General features: G+C 60.5%; 15 protein-coding genes and 2 tRNA genes. 13 read left to right on the top strand and 4 right to left on the bottom strand.

The window, feature by feature from the left end:
- Window positions 1-22 precede the first annotated feature (22 nt).
- Window positions 23-1,957 (top strand): methyl-accepting chemotaxis protein, encoded by a 1,935-nt coding sequence (locus tag HX814_RS14640; protein ID WP_008439098.1) that lies wholly within the window; start codon window positions 23-25, stop codon window positions 1,955-1,957.
- A 108-nt stretch (window positions 1,958-2,065) separates the two neighbouring features.
- On the opposite strand, the gene HX814_RS14645 is transcribed toward HX814_RS14640, so the two are convergent.
- The 4 genes from HX814_RS14645 to HX814_RS14660 form a co-directional block, all read right to left on the bottom strand.
- Window positions 2,066-3,631: an iron ABC transporter permease gene (locus HX814_RS14645; protein WP_008439096.1), complete on the bottom strand. Its 1,566-nt coding sequence runs from the start codon at window positions 3,629-3,631 to the stop codon at window positions 2,066-2,068.
- On the bottom strand, window positions 3,631-4,656 hold the full coding sequence (locus HX814_RS14650) for an extracellular solute-binding protein (protein ID WP_008439094.1): 1,026 nt from the start codon (window positions 4,654-4,656) through the stop codon (window positions 3,631-3,633). The genes HX814_RS14645 and HX814_RS14650 overlap by 1 nt, the downstream gene beginning before the upstream one ends.
- A 145-nt stretch (window positions 4,657-4,801) precedes the next feature.
- Window positions 4,802-4,888: transfer RNA gene (locus HX814_RS14655), tRNA-Leu, on the bottom strand.
- 173 nt (window positions 4,889-5,061) lie between these two features.
- Window positions 5,062-5,148: transfer RNA gene (locus HX814_RS14660), tRNA-Leu, on the bottom strand.
- Between the two features lie 224 nt (window positions 5,149-5,372).
- On the opposite strand from HX814_RS14660, the gene rnr reads away from it, so the two are divergent.
- From rnr to HX814_RS14720, 12 genes are all read left to right on the top strand, one after another.
- Window positions 5,373-8,006, top strand: a complete 2,634-nt coding sequence (gene rnr, locus HX814_RS14665; protein ID WP_008439093.1) for a ribonuclease R — start codon at window positions 5,373-5,375, stop codon at window positions 8,004-8,006.
- On the top strand, window positions 8,003-8,758 hold the full coding sequence (gene rlmB, locus HX814_RS14670; RefSeq protein WP_003217493.1) for a 23S rRNA (guanosine(2251)-2'-O)-methyltransferase RlmB: 756 nt from the start codon (window positions 8,003-8,005) through the stop codon (window positions 8,756-8,758). The genes rnr and rlmB overlap by 4 nt, the downstream gene beginning before the upstream one ends.
- A 307-nt stretch (window positions 8,759-9,065) precedes the next feature.
- Entirely contained in the window at window positions 9,066-9,488 is a 423-nt protein-coding gene (gene rpsF / locus HX814_RS14675) for a 30S ribosomal protein S6 (RefSeq protein WP_003217491.1), read from the top strand.
- A 28-nt stretch (window positions 9,489-9,516) separates the two neighbouring features.
- On the top strand, window positions 9,517-9,747 hold the full coding sequence (gene rpsR / locus HX814_RS14680) for a 30S ribosomal protein S18 (protein ID WP_002551829.1): 231 nt from the start codon (window positions 9,517-9,519) through the stop codon (window positions 9,745-9,747).
- Window positions 9,748-9,783: 36 nt separating this feature from the next.
- Complete coding sequence (locus tag HX814_RS14685) at window positions 9,784-10,671, top strand: hypothetical protein (protein WP_003217488.1); 888 nt, start codon at window positions 9,784-9,786, stop codon at window positions 10,669-10,671.
- Between the two features lie 18 nt (window positions 10,672-10,689).
- Window positions 10,690-11,136: a 50S ribosomal protein L9 gene (gene rplI / locus HX814_RS14690; protein ID WP_003171376.1), complete on the top strand. Its 447-nt coding sequence runs from the start codon at window positions 10,690-10,692 to the stop codon at window positions 11,134-11,136.
- A gap of 120 nt (window positions 11,137-11,256) precedes the next feature.
- Window positions 11,257-12,651, top strand: coding sequence for a replicative DNA helicase (gene dnaB / locus HX814_RS14695; protein ID WP_003217484.1), 1,395 nt, complete (start codon window positions 11,257-11,259; stop codon window positions 12,649-12,651).
- A 99-nt stretch (window positions 12,652-12,750) separates the two neighbouring features.
- Window positions 12,751-15,054, top strand: a complete 2,304-nt coding sequence (locus tag HX814_RS14700) for a YgiQ family radical SAM protein (RefSeq protein WP_008439091.1) — start codon at window positions 12,751-12,753, stop codon at window positions 15,052-15,054.
- A 222-nt stretch (window positions 15,055-15,276) separates the two neighbouring features.
- Window positions 15,277-16,197, top strand: a complete 921-nt coding sequence (locus HX814_RS14705) for a hypothetical protein (protein WP_008439090.1) — start codon at window positions 15,277-15,279, stop codon at window positions 16,195-16,197.
- The gene (locus HX814_RS14710; RefSeq protein WP_177008317.1) at window positions 16,194-16,646 is read left to right on the top strand and encodes a hypothetical protein; all 453 of its coding nucleotides are present in this window, start codon (window positions 16,194-16,196) and stop codon (window positions 16,644-16,646) included. Before HX814_RS14705 ends, HX814_RS14710 begins: the two co-directional genes overlap by 4 nt.
- 45 nt (window positions 16,647-16,691) lie before the next feature.
- Complete coding sequence (locus HX814_RS14715) at window positions 16,692-17,141, top strand: hypothetical protein (RefSeq protein WP_102367983.1); 450 nt, start codon at window positions 16,692-16,694, stop codon at window positions 17,139-17,141.
- A 187-nt stretch (window positions 17,142-17,328) separates the two neighbouring features.
- Window positions 17,329-20,619: a transglutaminase family protein gene (locus tag HX814_RS14720; protein ID WP_177015422.1), complete on the top strand. Its 3,291-nt coding sequence runs from the start codon at window positions 17,329-17,331 to the stop codon at window positions 20,617-20,619.
- Window positions 20,620-20,785 lie beyond the last annotated feature (166 nt).

Genomic DNA, 20,785 nt, shown 5'->3' on the forward strand with positions numbered 1-20,785 from the left:
ACCCGTGGTGGAGGGATTCCCAGTGTCTGCCGTTCTCTCATTGTTACAAAGCCGGCTGTTGCGGCCGGTGTTCGTTACCCTAGGTATCGCTCTTTTGGTGCAGGTACTGGTGGCCGTCGCCCTGACGCGAAGCACCGTCACTGCATTGGAAGCTGATTTGGGCAATCGCCTGGGCGTCGACAGCCAGAAACTGTCCGGCGAGTTGGCGCAAGCCGGCAAGGAAGTGACATCCAGCCTGGACAGTCTGTCTTCCAGCACGCGCCAGCGTCTGACGGCGGGGCTTTCCACGCGCCTGCAGGAAGAGCAGAAGCAACTGCGTGCGACCCTAGAAAAAGACCTGCAGGACTCTGCCAATGACATGGCGCAACTGCTCGCCTCGGTGGCGCCGCGCGCCATGTGGGACAGCGACGTGCCGACGCTGTCTGAGTTTGCCCGCAGAGCCCAGCGCAATCCCAACGTGTTGTTTGTGGTGTATGACGACGCGGCTGGTGAGCACCTGACCCGTTACCTCAATCGTGAAAACCCGATCAACCAGGCGCTGCTGGAAAAGGGCAAGGGCGAACGTGCCCTGGATAAAGTGCTGGATGCGGCGAAGAATGATCCCTCGGTGTTCTACGTCGAAGCGTCCATCAGCCCCAATGGCGTAGAGATCGGCAAGGTCCGCATGGGGGTTTCGACTGCCTCGGTCGAGGCTGACCTGGCCGCGCTGGACAAGCGTTTTGCTGCACTGATTGCCAGCGGTGACCAGTTGGTGGGCGACAGCCTCAAGGGTGCCGCGGCTGACAGCGCGGCGGCCATGGGCGCGCGTTTGCAGTCGGCGCAAGCCACCGCCACCCAGATGACCGCCAATACCACCAGCGCCGTGCAAGAGGCGGCGGGCACCTTGCGCTGGCGCATCGGCATGGGCCTGGCGGTGGTAGGTTTTGGTGTATTGCTGTTGATTGCTGTAGTGCTCGGCCGTCGGGTGGTCAATCGCCTGAAGCTGCTGATTGCAGCGATGGACGATCTGGCGGCAGGCGAGGGCGACCTGACCAAGCGTGTGCAGATCAACAGCCGGGACGAAATCGGCGACATGGCCTCGGCGGTCAATCGCTTTGTGGATAAGTTGCAGCCGATCGTGCGTGAAGCCGGTGATGTGGCCCAGCGTACCGGTGTGGAAATCGGCGCGATGACCCTGCGCAATGCGGGTGCCGATGCGGCCGCCGGCTTGCAGCGTGATGAGGTTGCCGAAAGCCTGCGGGCGCTGTCGCAAATGGCGGATGAGGCCCAGGCGGAAAGCCATGCGATGCAGGCGGCCTTGCAGCAGGTGGTGGATATTCGCCAGGCGACTGATGAAAATTCCCGCACTTCAGCCGAAGTCGGCAGCTTGATCGAGGCGTTGGCGGGGCAGGTGCAGGCCGGTTCCAAGGTGATCGAGCGGCTGGCGCAGCAGAGCGAGCAGATCGAGGTGGTGTTGACGGTGATCCACGGGATTGCCGAGCAAACCAACCTGCTGGCGCTCAACGCGGCTATTGAGGCGGCGCGAGCCGGTGAGACCGGGCGCGGCTTTGCGGTGGTGGCGGACGAGGTTCGCGCCCTGGCCAGTAAAACCCAGAGTTCTACCGGCGACATCCAGGCCCACATCGTGGCCTTGCAGCAAGGCGCCCGTGAGGCCGTGGAAACCATCGGCAAGGCCGGGCGCCAGGCCAGCGAAGGTTTGTTGGTATTACGCGACAGTGTACGCCTGCAGCAGTCGGTACAGGCCTCGGTGGAGCAGGTGCATGCAGCGATTGGCCTGGCGACGCGGGCGGCTGAGCATCAGGCGCAGGGTGCGCATGCGGTGCGTGGGCGGGTGGAAATCATCCATGCCCAGGCAGAGCGGGCCGCTCAGGCGGTGGTAGAGACTACAGCCAGTGGCAAAGTGCTGGATGGGTTGGCGGCGCAGTTGAAGGCGAGCCTGGGGCAGTTCCGGGCTTGATATCGCCTGGTGCGGCCCTTTCGCGAGCAAGCCCGCTCCCACATTCGACCGAGTTCCACTTCTGGAATGCGAGCAAATGTGGGAGCGGGCTTGCTCGCGAAAGCTATTTCAGCGGCTCAGATACATCCGCGTCGTAAGCAGATACACCGGCAGCCCCGACACTAGAATCAACAATGCCGCATAGGGCGCCGCTGCCGCGAATTCCACATTCGAGGTGTGCGCCCACACGGCAGTTGCCAAGGTGTTCAGCCCGGTCGGACTAAGCAGCAACGTCGCCGTCAATTCCTTCATCGCATCCAGGAATACCAGCGCAAACGCCGCCCCCAATGCCGGGAAAATAATCGGCAGCGTCACCCGGCAAAACGCACTGAACGACGACGCGCCCAGCGTTCTCGCCGCCTCTTCCAGCTGGGGTGCTGCCTTGTTCAGCGCCGTGCGGATCGGCGCCTGGGCCAGGGGCAAAAACAGCAGCGCATAAGCGATCAGCAGCAATGCCGACGTTTGATACAGCGCCGGTACGTAATGCAGGGCGAAATACACCAGTGTCAGCGCAATCACCAGGCCGGGCAGGGCGTGCAGCAGGTACGGCAGGCGTTCGGCCCACAGTGCGAGCTGGCCCTTGTAGCGCACCACCAGCAAGCCCACCGGCACGGCAAACAACAGGCAAAGCGCGGCGCCACCCAGGGACAGCGCCAGCGAAGAAAGCAGCGCCTCGCTGATCTCGGCTATCGGAAATGCCGCCGAACTGCCCACTGCCAGCCAATAACCGAGCATGCCCAGTGGAATGCCGCTGCCGATGATCGCCAGGAGCAGGCAATACAGCTGCCCCAGCGCCGCCCATTTGCCGAGTCGAACCTGTTCGGCATGCCGCGCCGCGCCCTGGCCGGTACGCACGTGCCGGCCCTTGCCGCGCACCCGCAGCTCCAGCCAGAGCAGCGTCAGGCACATCACCAGCAGCACCGCCGAAAGCATCGCCGCATTGGCGTTGCTGAACTCCAGCTCGAATTGCTGGTAGATCGCGGTGGTAAACGTCTGCAAGCCAATGATCGACAAGGCGCCGAACTCCACCAGCATATGCAGGGCAATCAACAGTGCCCCGGCCAGCAGTGACGGCCACAGTAAAGGCAAGGTGATGCGAAAGAACACGCCCCAGCGATTCAGGCCAAGGGTGCGGGCCGATTCTTCCAGGGATGGATCAAGATTGCGCAGGGTTGCCGCCACCGGCAGAAACACCAGTGGGTATTTGGACAGGGTCATCACCAGGATCGCTCCGCCCAACCCTTCAAAGTTGGCGCTTAACGAAACCCAGGTAAAGCTGCTGACAAACGCCGGCACCGCGAACGGCAGGCACAGGATCACTCCCCAGATCCGCCGTCCCGGCAGGTTGCTGCGTTCCAGCAGCCAGGCCAGGGACAAGCCGATCACGCCGCAGGCCACGGTGACGCCGACCATCAGCGCCAGGGTGTTGCGCAGCAACCCGAATACATAGGGCCGCCACAGCAAATGCACCGCCTCGGCCCATCCTGCCTGCCAGGCCTTGAGGCCGACATACGCCAGCGGCAACAGGCTCAGGCCTACCAGCAGCAGGACTGGTAGCAGCAACCAGATCGAAGGGCGTTTGCGTCTCGGCGTAAAACCCCCGCGCAAGGCGAGGGCGGGGAGCGATGGGTTCATCAGTTCAAGCCAACGTCACGTTCCAGTTCCAGGGCTTCTTCGGCGTTGCCCAGGTCGGCAGGGGTGACTTTCGGCGGTTGCAGCTCGCTGAAAGGCTTGAGGCCGCGGTTGGATTCCATGCCCTTGCGCAGCGGGTATTCGGCGGAAGTGTTGGTGATCACCCGCTGGCCTTCTTCGCTGGCCATGAATGCCAGCAGTTGCTGGGCTTCCTTTGGATGCTTGCTGGATTTCAGTGCAGCCGCGGCAGACACGGTGATCAGGCCACCGGCATCGCCGTTGGTGAAGTAGTGCAGCTGCGAATCCAGGTTGGTTTTTTCTTTCTTCAGGGCGAACCAGTAGTAGTTGTTCACCAAGACAGTGGCGACTTCGCCATTTTCCACGGCCTTGAGCGCAACCATGTTGTTGCTGTAGACCTTGCCGAAAGCGCGCAGGCCGGTCAGCCACTCTTCAGCCGCTTCGCGACCGTGCAGCTTGATGATCGCTACGGCTTGTTCCTGGAACGCGCCGCTGGTGGGCACGAAACCGACCTTGCCTTGCCACTCGGGCCCGGCGAAATCCAGTACCGACTTGGGCAGGTCTTTCTCGGCGATCAGCTTCGGGTTGAAGGCCACGACGCGGGTGCGTGCGGTTACGCCCATCCAGGCGCCGTTGGCGGCCACGTATTCCTTCGGCAGGACGTCGAGGGTGCTGGCGTCGATGGTTGCCAGCAGGCCTTGCTCGCCGAGTTTATTCAGCGGCGGCGATTCTTCGGTGTAGATCACGTCGGCAGGGGAGCGGTCACCTTCTTCGACGACCTGGCTGGCCAGCTGGTTGCTGCTGCCCTTGCGCACATTGACGTGGATGCCGGTCTTGGCTTCGAAGGCCTTGGCAAGTTCATCGCCGACCTCCTTGTGTTGGCCGTTGTACAAGGTCAGTGCAACCTTGTCGGCAGAATAGGCAGCGGGCGAGAGCAGGGTCAGGCCGAGCAGAGTGATGGTCAGGCCACGCAGAAGGGATGTCTTGAGACGGGTATCGCGGATCATCATCCGGGGTTTTCCTCACTTGAGTGCAACAAATCCTTACAAGGATAAACGATAAAACTTCTCAAGTGCGGACGAGGGGGGGAATCACCGGTCAGTTTTTCAAACCCCGGAAACGAAAAAACCCGCTTTCGCGGGTTTGATCTGAATTTGGTGCCCAGGAGAAGACTCGAACTTCCACGACCTTGCGATCACCAGCACCTGAAGCTGGCGTGTCTACCAATTTCACCACCTGGGCATTATCAACGCTTGCGCTGTTGATGGAGCGAACTATACGGAGGGCTTTTTGATCTGTAAACCCCTGATTCAAAAATATAAATCAAGATTCTTGTTAAAAATCAAAGGCCTGAAACGCAAAAACCCGCTTTCGCGGGTTTTTGGAGACTCAAGGCATAACCTTGAGTTTGAAATTGGTGCCCAGGAGAAGACTCGAACTTCCACGACCTTGCGATCACCAGCACCTGAAGCTGGCGTGTCTACCAATTTCACCACCTGGGCAGCATCAACAACGTTGCCGTCGTCGATGGCGCGCACTATACGGAGGCTATTTTGAGCTGTAAAGCCCTGCCATGAAAAAAGTCTGGAATATTTCGCCGACGGTCGCGCAAGGTGCATTCCAAGGGCTACAAAGTGCTTTTACGGGCTTGTCGACACCTGAAATTTCCCGTTTCAATACGCGTATGCCAAACTAACCCGCATATAGACAAGGTGAAAACTCTCTAATGGCCGATTGGCAGTCCCTCGATCCCGAGGCCGCTCGTGAAGCGGAAAAATATGAAAACCCTATTCCTAGCCGCGAACTGATCCTGGCGCATCTCGCCGATCGGGGTTCGCCTGCTAGCCGCGAGCAGCTGGTTGAAGAGTTCGGTCTGACCACCGAAGACCAACTCGAGGCCCTGCGTCGCCGCCTGCGCGCCATGGAGCGCGATGCCCAGTTGATCTACACCCGCCGAGGCACCTATGCGCCGGTGGATAAGCTCGACCTGATCCTCGGTCGCATTGCCGGCCACCGTGACGGTTTCGGCTTCCTGATCCCGGACGACGGCAGCGATGACCTGTTCATGAGCCCGGCGCAAATGCGCCTGGTGTTCGATGGCGACCGTGCCCTGGCGCGCGTTTCCGGCCTCGACCGTCGCGGTCGCCGCGAAGGCGTGATCGTCGAAGTGGTGTCCCGTGCCCACGAGTCCATTGTTGGTCGCTACTTCGAAGAAGGCGGCATCGGTTTTGTCGTGCCGGATAACCCGAAGGTCCAGCAGGAAGTGCTGATCACCCCGGGCCGCAATGGCGCTGCCAAGGTCGGCCAGTTCGTCGAGGTGAAAATCACCCACTGGCCAACTGCGCGCTTCCAGCCACAGGGCGATATCGTTGAAGTGGTCGGCAACTACATGGCGCCGGGCATGGAAATCGATGTTGCGCTGCGCACCTACGATATCCCTCACGTCTGGCCTGAGGCTGTGCTCAAAGAAGCTGCCAAGCTCAAGCCGGAAGTCGAAGAAAAAGACAAAGAGAAGCGCATCGACCTGCGTCATCTGCCGTTCGTCACCATTGACGGCGAAGATGCCCGCGACTTCGACGATGCGGTCTACTGCGAAGCCAAGCCTGGCAAACTGCGCCTGTTCTCCGGCGGCTGGAAGTTGTTCGTCGCGATTGCCGACGTGTCCAGCTACGTGAAGATCGGTTCGGCCCTGGACAACGAAGCCCAGGTGCGCGGCAACTCGGTGTACTTCCCCGAGCGCGTCATCCCGATGCTGCCTGAGCAGCTGTCCAACGGCCTGTGCTCCCTGAACCCGAAAGTCGACCGTTTGGCCATGGTGTGCGAGATGACCATCTCGAAAACCGGCGAAATGACCGACTACCAGTTCTACGAAGCGGTGATTCACTCCCAGGCGCGCCTGACCTACAACAAGGTCAGCACCATCCTGGAACAGCCGAAAACCAGCGAGGCCAAGGCCCTGCGCGGTGAGTACGGGCATGTCGTGCCGCACCTCAAGCAGCTCTACGCGCTGTACAAGGTGCTGTTGGGCGCTCGTCACGTGCGTGGCGCGATCGACTTTGAAACTCAGGAAACCCGGATTGTCTTCGGTTCCGAGCGCAAGATCGCCGCAATCACCCCGACCACGCGCAACGATGCTCACAAGCTGATCGAGGAATGCATGCTGGCGGCCAACGTGGCCACCGCAGAGTTCCTCAAAAAGCACGAGATTCCTGCGTTGTACCGGGTGCACGACGGCCCGCCGCCGGAGCGTCTGGAGAAGCTGCGCGCGTTCCTCGGTGAGCTCGGCCTGTCCCTGCACAAAGGCAAGGACGGACCGACGCCGAAGGACTACCAGGCTCTGCTCGCGAGCATCAAGGACCGTCCGGATTACCACGTGATCCAGACCGTCATGCTGCGCTCCCTGAGCCAGGCGGTGTACAGCGCCGATAACCAGGGCCACTTCGGCCTGAATTACGAAGCGTACACCCACTTCACCTCGCCGATTCGTCGTTACCCGGACTTGCTCACGCACCGGGCGATCCGCAGCGTGATCCATTCCAAGCAGAACACCCCGCACGTCAAGCGTGCTGGTGCCATGACCATTCCGAAGGCACGGATCTATCCGTACGACGAAGCGGCCCTGGAACAGTTGGGCGAGCAGTGCTCCATGAGCGAGCGCCGTGCCGACGAAGCCACCCGCGACGTAGTGAACTGGCTCAAGTGCGAGTTCATGAAAGACCGCGTGGGCGAGTCGTTCCCGGGCGTGATCACTGCCGTGACCGGTTTTGGTTTGTTCGTCGAGCTGACCGACATCTACGTCGAGGGCCTGGTGCATGTCACCGCCTTGCCGGGCGACTACTACCACTTCGACCCTGTGCATCACCGCCTGGCGGGCGAGCGCACCGGTCGCAGCTTCCGTCTGGGCGATACCGTGGAAGTGCAGGTCATGCGCGTCGACCTCGACGAGCGCAAGATCGATTTCGGTATGCCTGACAAGCCGGCTGAACCGACTGGCCGTAAAAAACGTGGCGGCGAAACTGCAGCCCCGGCTAGCAAAGGCAAAGGCGCTCCTGCGAAAGCAGCGGTCGCCGAGCCTGCGCCAGCCAAGCCTGCGCGTCGTTCGTCTGCCAAGGACAAGGCCCCCGAAGCCTACCGCCCTAGCGATGCCGCGGCGAAAAACGCCGAGCTGCGCAAGAGCCGCGAGTTGAAGCAGCAGTTGCTCAACGAAGCCAAAAGCGGTGGTAAAGCGGCGTCTGGGGGAAAGTCCCGCGAGGCGGAAAAGCCGTCGAGCAAGCCGAGTAAACACCGTAAAGGCCCGCCAAAAGCGGGTTCGGCCCCCGCGAAAAGCGGCGGGTCGCGCAAACCTAAGGCCAAGTCATGAGTCTGGAAAAAATCTACGGCGTACACGCCGTAGAAGCATTGCTGCGTCACCACCCGAAACGCGTCAAGCAGGTGTGGTTGGCAGAAGGCCGCAGTGAGCCGCGTGTTCAAGCGCTGGTCGAACTGGCCAATCAGAACAAAGTTGCCATCGGCCAGGCCGAGCGGCGCGAGATGGACGTCTGGGTCGAAGGCGTTCACCAGGGCGTGGTAGCCGACGTCAGTCCAAGCCAGGTCTGGGGCGAAGCGATGCTCGACGAGCTGCTCGACCGCACCGAAGGCGCACCGCTGTTGCTGGTGCTCGACGGCGTGACCGATCCGCACAACCTCGGCGCCTGCCTGCGTTCGGCGGATGCTGCCGGTGCGTTGGCGGTGATCGTGCCTAAAGACAAGTCGGCAACCTTGACGCCTGTAGTGCGTAAAGTCGCCTGCGGTGCGGCGGAAGTGATTCCGCTGGTGGCCGTGACCAACCTGGCGCGCACCCTCGAGAAACTCCAGCAGCGCGGCCTGTGGGTCGTGGGTACGGCGGGGGAGGCTGAGGTCAGCATTTATGACCAGGACCTCACCGGCCCGACCATCCTGATCATGGGGGCCGAAGGCAAGGGCATGCGCCGCCTGACCCGCGAGCATTGCGATTACCTGGTGCACCTGCCTATGGCCGGTAGCGTCAGCAGCCTCAACGTTTCAGTCGCAACGGGCGTCTGCCTGTTCGAAGCCCAGCGCCAGCGCGGCGCCAAGGCTAAAGCCAAGAAATAACCAAGTCTGGCGCAGGTCAAAATGTGGGAGGGGGCTTGCTCCCGAATACGGTGTATCAGTCAGTGCATTTGGTGACTGGCACATCGCTTTCGGGAGCAAGCCCCCTCCCACATTTGTTTTTGTGGTGTATGGGGGCTGTTCAAATAATCACCAATCACCTTGCACCCTTTCTCCCCCTTCTCTACAATTGCGCCCCTTGCCTTCATGGCAGGCACGCATGTGCCTCCCTTCGGCAAGATCCATAAGTGTCATTCACTCCTTGTCTGACCGTTTTTGAGCGGCAGGCTACAACCCGTAAGGAGCATTCATGCGTCATTACGAAATCATCTTTTTGGTCCACCCGGATCAAAGCGAGCAAGTCGGCGGCATGGTAGAGCGTTACACCAAGCTGATCGAAGAAGACGGCGGCAAAATCCACCGTCTGGAAGATTGGGGCCGTCGTCAACTGGCCTACGCAATCAACAATGTTCACAAGGCTCACTACGTGATGCTGAACGTTGAGTGCACTGGCAAGGCCCTGGCCGAGCTGGAAGACAACTTCCGCTACAACGATGCAGTGATCCGTAACCTGGTCATCCGTCGCGAAGAAGCCGTTACCGGCCAATCCGAGATGCTCAAGGCTGAAGAAAACCGCAGTGAGCGCCGTGAGCGTCGCGACCGTCCTGAGCACGAAGGCGCTGAAAGCGCTGATAGTGATGACAGCGACAACAGCGATAACGCTGACGAGTAATCCACGGACCTTTTAAGGAGCCTATCAAATGGCACGTTTCTTCCGTCGTCGTAAATTCTGCCGCTTCACCGCTGAAGACGTGAAGGAGATCGATTACAAAGATCTCAACACTCTGAAAGCCTACGTATCCGAGACCGGCAAAATTGTTCCAAGCCGCATCACCGGTACCAAAGCTCGTTATCAGCGTCAGCTGGCCACCGCTATCAAGCGCGCCCGCTTCCTGGCCCTGCTGGCCTACACCGACAGCCACGGCCGCTGAGACCGGGCAGTCGACAAGTAGTAAGGGATTGAATGCATGCGCGCCTTAGCTGAGTTCATCATGCGCGGTCGTGTGCAGGCCACTCTGGTAGTGGCTGGATGTGCAGCATTGCCGTTGTTGTATTGGTTGGGTGCTGCCGCGGGTTGCCTTGTGCTTCTGCGGCGCGGTTTGAAGGACGCCCTTGGCGTTCTTGCCCTGGGAATACTGCCGGCCTTGGTCTGGTGGTTGAAATTCGATGATCCACGGGTACTTCTGGTACTGCTCGGTTCATCGACCCTTGCGTTGGTTTTGCGCGCAAGTGAGTCCTGGGTCCGTACGCTGCTGGTCAGCGTGGCATTGGGGTTGGTGTATTCACTGGCGCTTGGCGCGGCTTTCCGCCCGCAAATCGAGGCGCTGGCGCAGGAGATCATCAAGATCCTGCCGCTGGCCCTCGGGGATCTCTACCAGCAGTTATCGGTAGAGGAGCGAGCGCGCTTTGCGTCAGTGGTTGCACCGATGCTTACCGGCCTGATAGCGGCACTGTTGCAGATTGTCAGCTTGCTGAGCCTGATTCTTGGGCGTTACTGGCAGGCGTTGTTGTATAACCCGGGTGGTTTTGGTCGCGAGTTTCGCAGTATCAGAATCCCCGCTGGACCGGCGATGTTGCTGCTGGCGTTCATGGTGGTCGGGCCGACTTTTGGCCTGGCGCTGTTGGTGCCGTTGTGCAGCGTACCGCTGGTATTCGCCGGCCTGTCCCTGATTCATGGGCTGGTGGCGCAAAAGCGACTGGGCAGATTCTGGCTGGTGGGGTTGTACGTGACGCTGTTGCTGTTCATGCAGCTGATCTATCCGTTACTCGTGGTCTTGGCCATTGTCGACGGCCTGATTGATTTTCGCGGTCGTCTGGCGCCGAAAGACGCCGATAACGCGAACGGTGAAGGTTAAAAGTTAGAGGATTTTCACATGCAACTGATCCTTCTGGAAAAAGTCGCCAACCTGGGCAACCTGGGCGACAAAGTGAACGTTAAGGCCGGCTACGGTCGTAACTACCTGCTGCCATACGGCAAAGCCACCGCTGCAACCGCTGCCAACCTGGCTGCGTTTGAAGAGCGTCGTGCCGAGCTGGAAAAAGCAGCAGCAGACAAAAAAGCTTCGGCCGAAACTCGCGCTGCCCAACTGGCTGAGCTGGAAGTGACTATCACTGCCACCGCCGGTGACGAAGGCAAGCTGTTCGGTTCGATCGGCACCCACGACATCGCTGATGCACTGACCGCCTCCGGCGTTGAAGTGCAGAAGAGCGAAGTTCGTCTGCCGAACGGCACCATCCGCAACGTTGGCGAATTCGATGTAGCCGTGCACCTGCACGCTGAAGTCGAAGCAACCGTACGCGTTGTTGTGGTAGCAGCTTAAGCAACACCTAACTGACTGGCACCTCGCGTGCCAGGCAGTTAACATCGGGCACGATCCTGTTCACAGGTCGTGCCTTTTGTTTTTCTGTAGCCCCAGATTCTCCAACTATTCCAAGTGGCCATGAACGATATCTCCGCTCCTGAGCAATATGACCTGCAAACCGCTGCCCTGAAGGTGCCGCCGCATTCCATCGAGGCCGAACAGGCCGTGCTCGGTGGCTTGATGCTGGACAACAACGCCTGGGAACGCGTGCTGGATCAAGTCTCGGACGGCGATTTCTACCGTCATGACCACCGCCTGATCTTCCGCGCCATTGCCAAGCTGGCCGACCAGAACTCACCGATCGACGTGGTGACCCTGGCCGAGCAATTGGACAAGGAAGGCCAGACGTCCCAGGTGGGCGGCCTGGGTTACCTGGGCGAGCTGGCGAAAAACACGCCATCGGTCGCCAACATCAAGGCGTATGCGCAGATCGTCCGTGCGCGGGCCACGTTGCGCCAGTTGATCGGCATCGCCACCGAGATCGCCGACAGCGCGTTCAACCCGGAAGGCCGCACTGCCGAAGAGATTCTCGACGAAGCCGAACGGCAGATCTTCCAGATCGCCGAGGCCCGGCCGAAAACCGGCGGCCCGGTCAGCGTCAACGACTTGCTGACCAAGGCCATCGACCGTATCGACACCTTGTTCAACACCGACAACGCCATCACCGGCCTGTCCACCGGCTACACCGACCTCGACGGCATGACCAGCGGCCTGCAGCCAGCCGACTTGATCATCGTCGCCGGCCGTCCGTCCATGGGTAAAACCACCTTCGCCATGAACCTGGTGGAAAACGCCGTGTTGCGCAGCGACAAGGCCGTACTGGTTTACTCCCTGGAGATGCCAGGCGAATCGCTGATCATGCGTATGTTGTCGTCCCTGGGCCGCATCGACCAGACCAAGGTGCGTGCCGGCCGCCTGGAAGACGACGACTGGCCGCGGCTGACCTCGGCGGTCAACCTGCTCAACGATCGCAAGCTGTTTATCGATGACACCGCGGGCATCAGCCCGTCGGAAATGCGCGCGCGTACCCGACGCCTGGTGCGTGAGCACGGCGACATCGCCCTGATCATGATCGACTACCTGCAGTTGATGCAGATCCCGGGCTCCAGCGGTGACAGCCGGACCAACGAGATTTCCGAGATTTCCCGCTCGTTGAAAGCCCTGGCCAAGGAATTCAACTGCCCGGTGGTTGCCCTGTCGCAGCTCAACCGGTCCCTGGAGCAACGCCCGAACAAACGCCCGATCAACTCCGACTTGCGGGAATCCGGAGCGATCGAGCAGGATGCTGACGTGATCATGTTCGTATACCGGGACGAGGTGTATCACCCGGAGACCGAGCATAAAGGCATCGCTGAAATCATTATCGGTAAACAGCGTAACGGGCCAATCGGCACCACGCGCCTGGCCTTCATCGGTAAATACACCCGCTTCGAGAACCTGGCGCCGGGCAGCTATAACTTCGAAGACGAGTAAAAGCGCTGCCCGCCAATTCCGACTGCAAAGGTCGGAATTGGTCAAATTTTGTGCTATATTCCGCGCCCGCGATTTTTCATCTCAACACCGGTCACCGTCATGCAAACAGCCAAGCCGTTATTTGACTATCCCAAGTACTGGGCCGAATGTTTCGGTCCTGCGCCATTCCTGCCGATGAGCAGGGAGGAGATGGATCAGCTTGGCTGGGATTCATGCGACATCATCATCGTCACCGGTGACGCGTACGTGGACCATCCGTCGTTCGGCATGGCAATCATCGGCCGGCTGCTGGAGTCCCAGGGCTTTCGCGTCGGGATCATTGCCCAGCCCAACTGGCAGTCCAAAGACGACTTCATGAAGCTCGGCGAGCCGAACCTGTTCTTCGGCGTCGCGGCCGGCAACATGGACTCGATGATCAACCGCTACACCGCCGACAAGAAAATCCGCTCCGATGACGCCTACACCCCAGGCGGCATGGCCGGCAAACGTCCGGACCGCGCGAGCCTGGTCTACAGCCAGCGCTGCAAGGAAGCCTACAAGCACGTGCCGATCGTGCTCGGCGGCATCGAAGCCTCCCTGCGCCGCATCGCCCACTACGACTACTGGCAGGACCGTGTACGCAACTCGATCCTGATCGACGCCTGCGCCGATATCCTGCTGTACGGCAACGCCGAGCGGGCCATCGTCGAAGTCGCCCAGCGCCTGTCGTGGGGCCACAAGATCGAAGACATCACCGACGTGCGCGGCACTGCGTTCATTCGCCGTGACACGCCTGAAGGCTGGTACGAGGTGGACTCCACCCGTATCGACCGTCCGGGCAAGATCGACAAGATCATCAACCCGTACGTGAACACCCAGGACACCCAGGCCTGCGCCATCGAGCAGGAAAAGGGCCCGGTGGAAGACCCGGAAGAGGCCAAGGTGGTACAGATCCTGGCCAGCCCGCGCATGACCCGTGACAAGACCGTGATCCGTCTGCCGTCCGTGGAGAAAGTCCGTGGCGACTCGGTGCTGTATGCCCACGCCAACCGCGTGCTCCACCTGGAAACCAACCCGGGCAACGCCCGCGCGCTGGTACAGAAGCACGGCGAAGTGGACGTGTGGTTCAACCCGCCGCCGATTCCCATGACTACCGAAGAAATGGACTACGTGTTCGGCATGCCTTACGCCCGTGTTCCACACCCGGCGTACGGCAAGGAAAAGATCCCGGCCTACGACATGATCCGCTTCTCGGTGAACATCATGCGTGGCTGCTTCGGCGGCTGCACCTTCTGCTCGATCACCGAGCACGAAGGCCGGATCATCCAGAACCGTTCCGAAGAGTCGATCATTCGCGAAATCGAAGAGATCCGCGACAAGGTGCCAGGCTTCACCGGCGTCATTTCCGACCTCGGCGGCCCGACCGCTAACATGTACCGCATTGCCTGCAAGAGCCCGGAAATCGAATCCGCGTGCCGCAAGCCATCCTGCGTGTTCCCGGGCATCTGCCCGAACCTGAACACCGACCACTCGTCGTTGATCCAGCTGTACCGCAGCGCCCGTGCGTTGCCGGGTGTGAAGAAGATCCTGATCGCTTCCGGCCTGCGCTACGACCTCGCGGTCGAGTCGCCGGAGTATGTGAAGGAGCTGGTGACCCACCACGTCGGTGGTTACCTGAAGATCGCCCCGGAACACACCGAGGAAGGTCCGCTCAACCAGATGATGAAACCGGGCATCGGCAGCTATGACAAGTTCAAGCGCATGTTCGAGAAGTACACCAAGGAAGCGGGCAAGGAGCAGTACCTGATTCCTTACTTCATCGCCGCCCACCCGGGCACCACCGATGAAGACATGATGAACCTGGCCCTGTGGCTCAAGGGCAACGGCTTCCGCGCCGACCAGGTGCAGGCGTTCTACCCGTCGCCAATGGCCACCGCCACGGCGATGTACCACTCGGGCAAGAACCCGCTGCGCAAGGTCACCTACAAGAGCGACGCGGTGACCATCGTCAAGAGCGAAGAACAGCGCCGCCTGCACAAGGCCTTCCTGCGCTACCACGACCCGAAGGGCTGGCCGATGCTGCGTGAAGCATTGACTCGCATGGGCCGTGCCGACCTGATCGGGCCGGGCAAGGAGCAACTGATCCCGTTGCACCAACCGTCCACCGACAGCTACCAGAGCGCCCGTCGCAAAAACTCGACGCCGGCTGGCAGCCACAAGGTTGCGAAGGAAACCACCACCAGGATCCTCACCCAGCACACCGGCCTGCCGCCGCGAGGCAGTGATGGCAGCAACCCGTGGGACAAGCGCGAGCAAGCCAAGGCCGCAGCCATGGCGCGCAACAAGCAGGCCGCCAAGGAGCGCACCGACGCCGCCAAGGGCAAAGGCAAGAAGCCAGCCCGCAAGCCGGTGGTGCCGCGTTGATCGCCGCCTGAAACGCAAAAACGCCAGCCTCGTGCTGGCGTTTTGCTTTCTAGCGGGTGGGTAGCCTGTTTGTTAAGGTGGCGCCCATTCGAGCGCCATCGCAGGCAAGCCAGCTCCCACATGTGACCGGGTTTCAGCATGAGAATGCGGTCGAATGTGGGAGCTGGCTTGCTCGCGAAAGCGCCAGTTCAGACACCACCCATTTCAAGGAAGAACACCCCCATGAGCAGCCCCCTGCTTGGCATCGGCATGGACTCCAACCGCTCCCAGTTCATGGCCCGCCAGCGCATCGAAAGCCAGATCAACCTGCCACGCCTGTTTGCCGCCATCGACGCCGACCCCGGCATTGTGGGGGCGGGTGTGGTGTATATCGATGCCGACTTCAACATCGTGACCCTGCGTGAATTCAAACCCCTCTGCAGCATTAAGCCCAAGCGCGTGATTCTGCGGGAGGCGCAGAAGTACATTGCCCCCACGCAATTTGCTGAACATGTTGTGAGTAATCCGCGCGAATCCCGCCTGATTGGTGAGGCCGTGAATACCGGCATTTCTTGTTTTGGCGCCGTCATCAGTTGGGCGGCTATTGCCAGCGGAACCATTTTGGTTCCATTCAGCGCCGGCGCGAGTTCGGTCATCGTCGTGGTCGGATACGCGGCTGCTGGTGCAAGCGCACTCCAGTGTTTCAATGGCATTACTCGAACGGTACTCGAGGTGGCAAGGCCAGAGGGAAATGATTGGCTCGACAGCGAGGCGTGGTATCAGAACACCTCAACGGTTTTGGACGCAGTATCGTTAGCTGGAGTGGGTGCCTCCGCCCTGACGACAATAAAACTTGTCAATGTCGCGAAGGCGGCCACAGGCAAGACGTTGCGCGAAGTGCTTCGTGGCTTGAATCGACAAGAAAGAGCGAAGCTCACAAAAGAACTGCTGACCATCAATGACCCTCGCCTCACATCGAAGATGCTCAAGCTCAAGCAGTTGTCGGGCGAACTGCCCAAGCGTTTTACCCCGACCCAACTTAAACACAGTACCAAAACCCAGATTAAAGACGCCTTAGGCGCAACGGCGGGCCTTATAGGGAGTGCTTACACGGGCAACGTAAAAACCATCGCATTGGGGTTGTATGAGGAGGTCGGAGAATGAGCGAGCTGATGACGCTTCGTGATTTTTTCAGGCATTACTTCCTTACTTTTATCGGTGGTGTATTTGCGGCCTATTTTTCTTTGGGCTTCGCTACAGCGCTTTCCTTTGCGACCTATTTTCGTGATTCGCCTCTCGCTGGCGGCTTGGGCTTTTCGATCATGCTCATAGGAGCATTGCTGATCCTGTTAACGGTCCATAGCAATTTCATGATTTTGCGCGGGCGCCCGTCGTGGGTGTGGGTAATGGTGGGTATTTACTTCGCCTGCTTTCTGTTTGTGCTTCCCATGATTCAGTACGCGCCGCACGCCGTTCTTTATGGCCTGGCGTTGGTTTTTCCGCTGTTTGGCCTCTTGATACTCAACAGCTCTGTTCAGCGAGATATGCGCATTAAACTCGTGGGAATTCGCCACATTCGGCAGTCTTTGAAGACCAAGAGCCGAGCCCGATAGGTATCAGGACATCACTCCTGTCGATTTTTATCAGGGAATCGAGCAATGAACCAAGCACCGAGCATTCGCGGTTTTCTATCTCGGTATTTTCCTGTTTTCATGGGGGCGATATTGGCATCGGTATTTTCCCTGGCCTTTGCGGTGCCATTGTTTTTTGAAAGCTATTTCCGGGATCTTTCTGTGGCCGATACCGCTAAGTACTCCTTTATCGGCGGAATCGCTTTAACGATGGTCATCGTGCACTGCAACTTCATGATTGCGCGCGGGCACCCGCAATGGGTCTGGCCACTGGTGGTGTTACTGGGGCTTTGTTTCGCGTGTGTGCTGCCCACTATCGTGTATCAGCCGCATGCGTTCATTTATGGCGTGAGCGTGCTTTTACCCTTGCTTGCACTGCTATTGCTTAACAGCAAGCGCCACCGCGAAATGCGCCAGAAACTGGTCGAAGTTCGCCACCTGCGTGAAGCCGTGATCGCCAGGCACAAAGCCCGTTGACTGGGTAGATTCACCACCCACCCTCACACTCCCGCCACAAATATGTGCAACCCTCGCACCACGACGGCAGCCATCGCGCCGTTTTGGTGCTGTACTGCACCGGGTCCCACGATAAAGCGCAATGACCACTGCTCTGGCATAAGTCTTGCGCGCTTTGTTTCCATGCCCTGGCTCGCAGGAGGCCGCCGTGTCGATTCATGTCGCGTTGCACCACGTTACGCATTACCGCTACGACCGCGCGGTCGAACTCGGCCCACAGATTGTTCGTCTGCGTCCGGCGGCCCATAGCCGCACGCGGATTCTTTCCTACGCGCTGAAGGTGCTGCCGGAACGGCACTTCATCAATTGGCAACAAGATCCCCAGGGCAATTACCTGGCGCGTCTGGTGTTCCCGGAAAAAACTGACGAGCTGCGCATCGAAGTCGACCTGGTCGCGGAGATGGCGGTATTCAATCCGTTCGATTTCTTCCTGGAACCCTACGCCGAAAAAATCCCGTTCAGCTACGCCGCCGATGAGCAGCGCGAGCTGGCGCCGTACCTCGAAACATTGCCGCTGACCCCGAGATTCGCCGCGTATCTGGCGGGTATCGACCGCACGCCGTTGCCGGCGGTGGATTTCCTGGTGGGCCTGAATCAGCGTCTGGCCGCCGACATCGGCTACCTGATCCGCATGGAGCCGGGCGTACAAACACCGGAATTCACCCTGGAAAACGCCTCCGGTTCCTGCCGGGATTCGGCGTGGTTGCTGGTGCAACTGCTGCGCAACCTAGGGTTGGCGGCACGGTTTGTGTCGGGCTACCTGATCCAGCTGACCGCCGACGTCAAAGCCCTCGACGGCCCGTCCGGCACCGAGGTGGATTTCACCGACCTGCACGCCTGGTGCGAAGTGTATTTGCCCGGCGCCGGCTGGATCGGCCTCGATGCCACCTCCGGTTTGTTCGCCGGTGAAGGTCATATCCCGTTGGCCTGTAGTCCTGATCCTTCTTCCGCAGCGCCCATCAGTGGCCTGGTGGAACCCTGCGAGTGCGAATTTACCCACGAGATGTCCGTGGAGCGGATTTGGGAAGCCCCCAGGGTTACCAAGCCCTACACCGAAGAGCAGTGGCTGGCGATCCAGGCCCTGGGCCGGCAGATCGACGGTGACCTGCACAAGGACGACGTACGCCTGACCATGGGCGGCGAACCCACCTTCGTTTCCATCGACGACCCCGACGGCGCCGAATGGAACACCGCCGCCCTGGGCCCGGACAAACGCCGGCTGTCCGCCGAGCTGTTCCAGCGCATGCGCAAGCACTACGCGCCCAAGGGCCTGGTGCACTTTGGCCAGGGCAAGTGGTACCCCGGCGAGCAACTGCCGCGCTGGTCCCTCAACTGCTACTGGCGCCGCGACGGCGTGCCGATCTGGCACAACAGCGCGCTGATCGCCGATGAGCAGGAAAGCTATGGCGCCGACGGCGTGATGGCCGGGCGTTTTCTGGCCAGCGTTGCCGAGCGCCTGAAACTGCCCGCGCAGTTTGTATTCCCGGCCTACGAAGACAATTTCTATTACCTGTGGCGCGAAGGCGCCTTGCCGCAAAACGTCAGCGCCGAAGATCCGCGCCTGGAGGACAAGCTTGAGCGCGAGCGCCTGCGCAAGGTCTTCAGCCAGGGCCTGGATAAAGTCATCGGCCAGGTGCTGCCGCTGGCGCGCACGGCGGCCAATGACTGCTGGCAGAGCGGGCGCTGGTACCTGCGGGACAACCATTGCCGCCTGGTGCCGGGCGATTCACCGTTGGGTTATCGCCTGCCACTGGCCTCGCAACCGTGGGTAACGGCGGCGGACTATCCGTTCGTGCACCCCACCGATCCCAATCAGGACCTGGCAGACCTGCCGACCACCTCACAACTGCAAAGCCATGGCGAGGCAGCTGCCAGCCAAGACCGTATCCCGAAGATCGACGAGTCTGCCGACTGGCTGACCCGCACCGCCCTGTGCGCCGAGGCACGGGACGGCCGCTTGTACCTGTTCATGCCGCCGCTGGAACGGGTCGAGGATTACCTGGAACTGGTGGCCGCCATCGAAGCCACCGCCGAAGAACTGCATTGCCCGGTGTTGCTGGAAGGTTATGAGCCGCCGAGCGACCCACGCCTGAGCAACTTCCGGGTGACGCCGGATCCGGGTGTGATCGAGGTCAACGTGCAGCCGTCCGCCACCTGGGACGAGTTGGTGGAACGCACCGAGTTTCTCTACGAAGAAGCCCGGCAAACCCGCCTCACCACAGAAAAATTCATGATCGACGGGCGCCACACCGGCACCGGCGGCGGTAACCACTTTGTGCTCGGTGGCGCTACGCCCAAGGATTCGCCGTTCCTGCGGCGTCCCGATCTGCTGCGCAGCCTGATCAGCTATTGGCATAACCATCCGTCATTGTCCTACCTGTTTTCCGGCCTGTTCATCGGCCCGACTTCCCAGGCACCACGGGTCGACGAAGCGCGCAACGATGCGCTGTATGAGCTGGAAATCGCCTTCGCGCAGATGCCCGAAGCGGGCGAAGAATGCCCGCCATGGTTGGTGGACCGCCTGCTGCGCAACCTGCTGATCGACGTCACTGGCAATACCCACCGCGCCGAGTTCTGCATCGACAAGCTCTACTCGCCGGACGGTGCCACCGGCCGCCTGGGCCTGCTGGAATTGCGTGCCTTTGAAATGCCGCCCCACGCCCGCATGAGCCTGACCCAACAGTTGTTGCTGCGGGCACTGGTCGCGCGGTTCTGGCGTGAACCCTATGCGCCGCCGAAGCTGGCGCGCTGGGGCACAGAGCTGCATGACCGCTTCCTGCTGCCGCACTTTATCGAGCAGGATTTTGCCGACGTGATCGTCGAGCTGAACGCTGCCGGTTATCCGCTGCGGGCCGAATGGTTTGCCGCGCACCTGGAGTTCCGTTTTCCCAAGGTCGGTGACTACGCCGTCAGCGGCATCGAACTGGAATTGCGCCAGGCCCTTGAGCCCTGGCATGTGCTGGGCGAAGAGGGTGCGGTGGGCGGTACGGTGCGTTACGTGGATTCGTCCCTGGAGCGCCTGCAGGTCAAGTTGAGTGGCCTGCCGCCCCAGCGTTACCTGCTGACCTGCAATGGCATCCCGGTGCCGCTGCAACCCACCGGGCGCGTCGGCGAGTTTGTGGCTGGCGTGCGTTATCGCGCCTGGCAACCGGCCAACTGCCTGCAGCCAACGATCCCGGTGCATGCGCCACTGGTGTTCGATCTTTTGGATACGTGGATGCAGCGCTCGCTGGGCGGTTGCCAGTACCATGTCGCCCACCCGGGCGGGCGCAATTACGACAGCCTGCCGGTGAATGCCAATGAAGCTGAAAGCCGGCGGATGGCGCGGTTTTTCCGCTTGGGACACAGCCCCGGGAAATTGCCGGTGCCGAGTGTGGTGATCAATGATGAATTGCCGATGACCCTGGATTTGCGGCGCTTCTCCAATAAGAATGACTAAACGCGATTCAAAATGTGGGAGCGGGCTTGCTCGCGAATACGGTGTCTCAGAAACACATTAAGTGACTGACACTCCGCTTTCGCGAGCAAGCCCGCTCCCACACAAGCCCGCTCCCACAGTTGGATCGCGTGGTTTGTGAGTTAATTCGACTTCCCTTGCCTCTGCC

The organism is Pseudomonas sp. C8002 (genome assembly GCF_013385765.1).
Taxonomy (GTDB): Bacteria; Pseudomonadota; Gammaproteobacteria; order Pseudomonadales; family Pseudomonadaceae; genus Aquipseudomonas.

Coding starts and splice junctions, on each gene's coding strand:
- HX814_RS14650 (WP_008439094.1), bottom strand. CDS start 4,656: ATGATGATCCGCGATACCCGTCTCAAGACATCCCTTCTGCGTGGCCTG.
- rplI (WP_003171376.1), top strand. CDS start 10,690: ATGCAACTGATCCTTCTGGAAAAAGTCGCCAACCTGGGCAACCTGGGC.
- rpsF (WP_003217491.1), top strand. CDS start 9,066: ATGCGTCATTACGAAATCATCTTTTTGGTCCACCCGGATCAAAGCGAG.
- dnaB (WP_003217484.1), top strand. CDS start 11,257: ATGAACGATATCTCCGCTCCTGAGCAATATGACCTGCAAACCGCTGCC.
- HX814_RS14705 (WP_008439090.1), top strand. CDS start 15,277: ATGAGCAGCCCCCTGCTTGGCATCGGCATGGACTCCAACCGCTCCCAG.
- HX814_RS14700 (WP_008439091.1), top strand. CDS start 12,751: ATGCAAACAGCCAAGCCGTTATTTGACTATCCCAAGTACTGGGCCGAA.
- HX814_RS14645 (WP_008439096.1), bottom strand. CDS start 3,631: ATGAACCCATCGCTCCCCGCCCTCGCCTTGCGCGGGGGTTTTACGCCG.
- HX814_RS14685 (WP_003217488.1), top strand. CDS start 9,784: ATGCGCGCCTTAGCTGAGTTCATCATGCGCGGTCGTGTGCAGGCCACT.
- rnr (WP_008439093.1), top strand. CDS start 5,373: ATGGCCGATTGGCAGTCCCTCGATCCCGAGGCCGCTCGTGAAGCGGAA.
- HX814_RS14715 (WP_102367983.1), top strand. CDS start 16,692: ATGAACCAAGCACCGAGCATTCGCGGTTTTCTATCTCGGTATTTTCCT.
- HX814_RS14710 (WP_177008317.1), top strand. CDS start 16,194: ATGAGCGAGCTGATGACGCTTCGTGATTTTTTCAGGCATTACTTCCTT.
- rlmB (WP_003217493.1), top strand. CDS start 8,003: ATGAGTCTGGAAAAAATCTACGGCGTACACGCCGTAGAAGCATTGCTG.
- rpsR (WP_002551829.1), top strand. CDS start 9,517: ATGGCACGTTTCTTCCGTCGTCGTAAATTCTGCCGCTTCACCGCTGAA.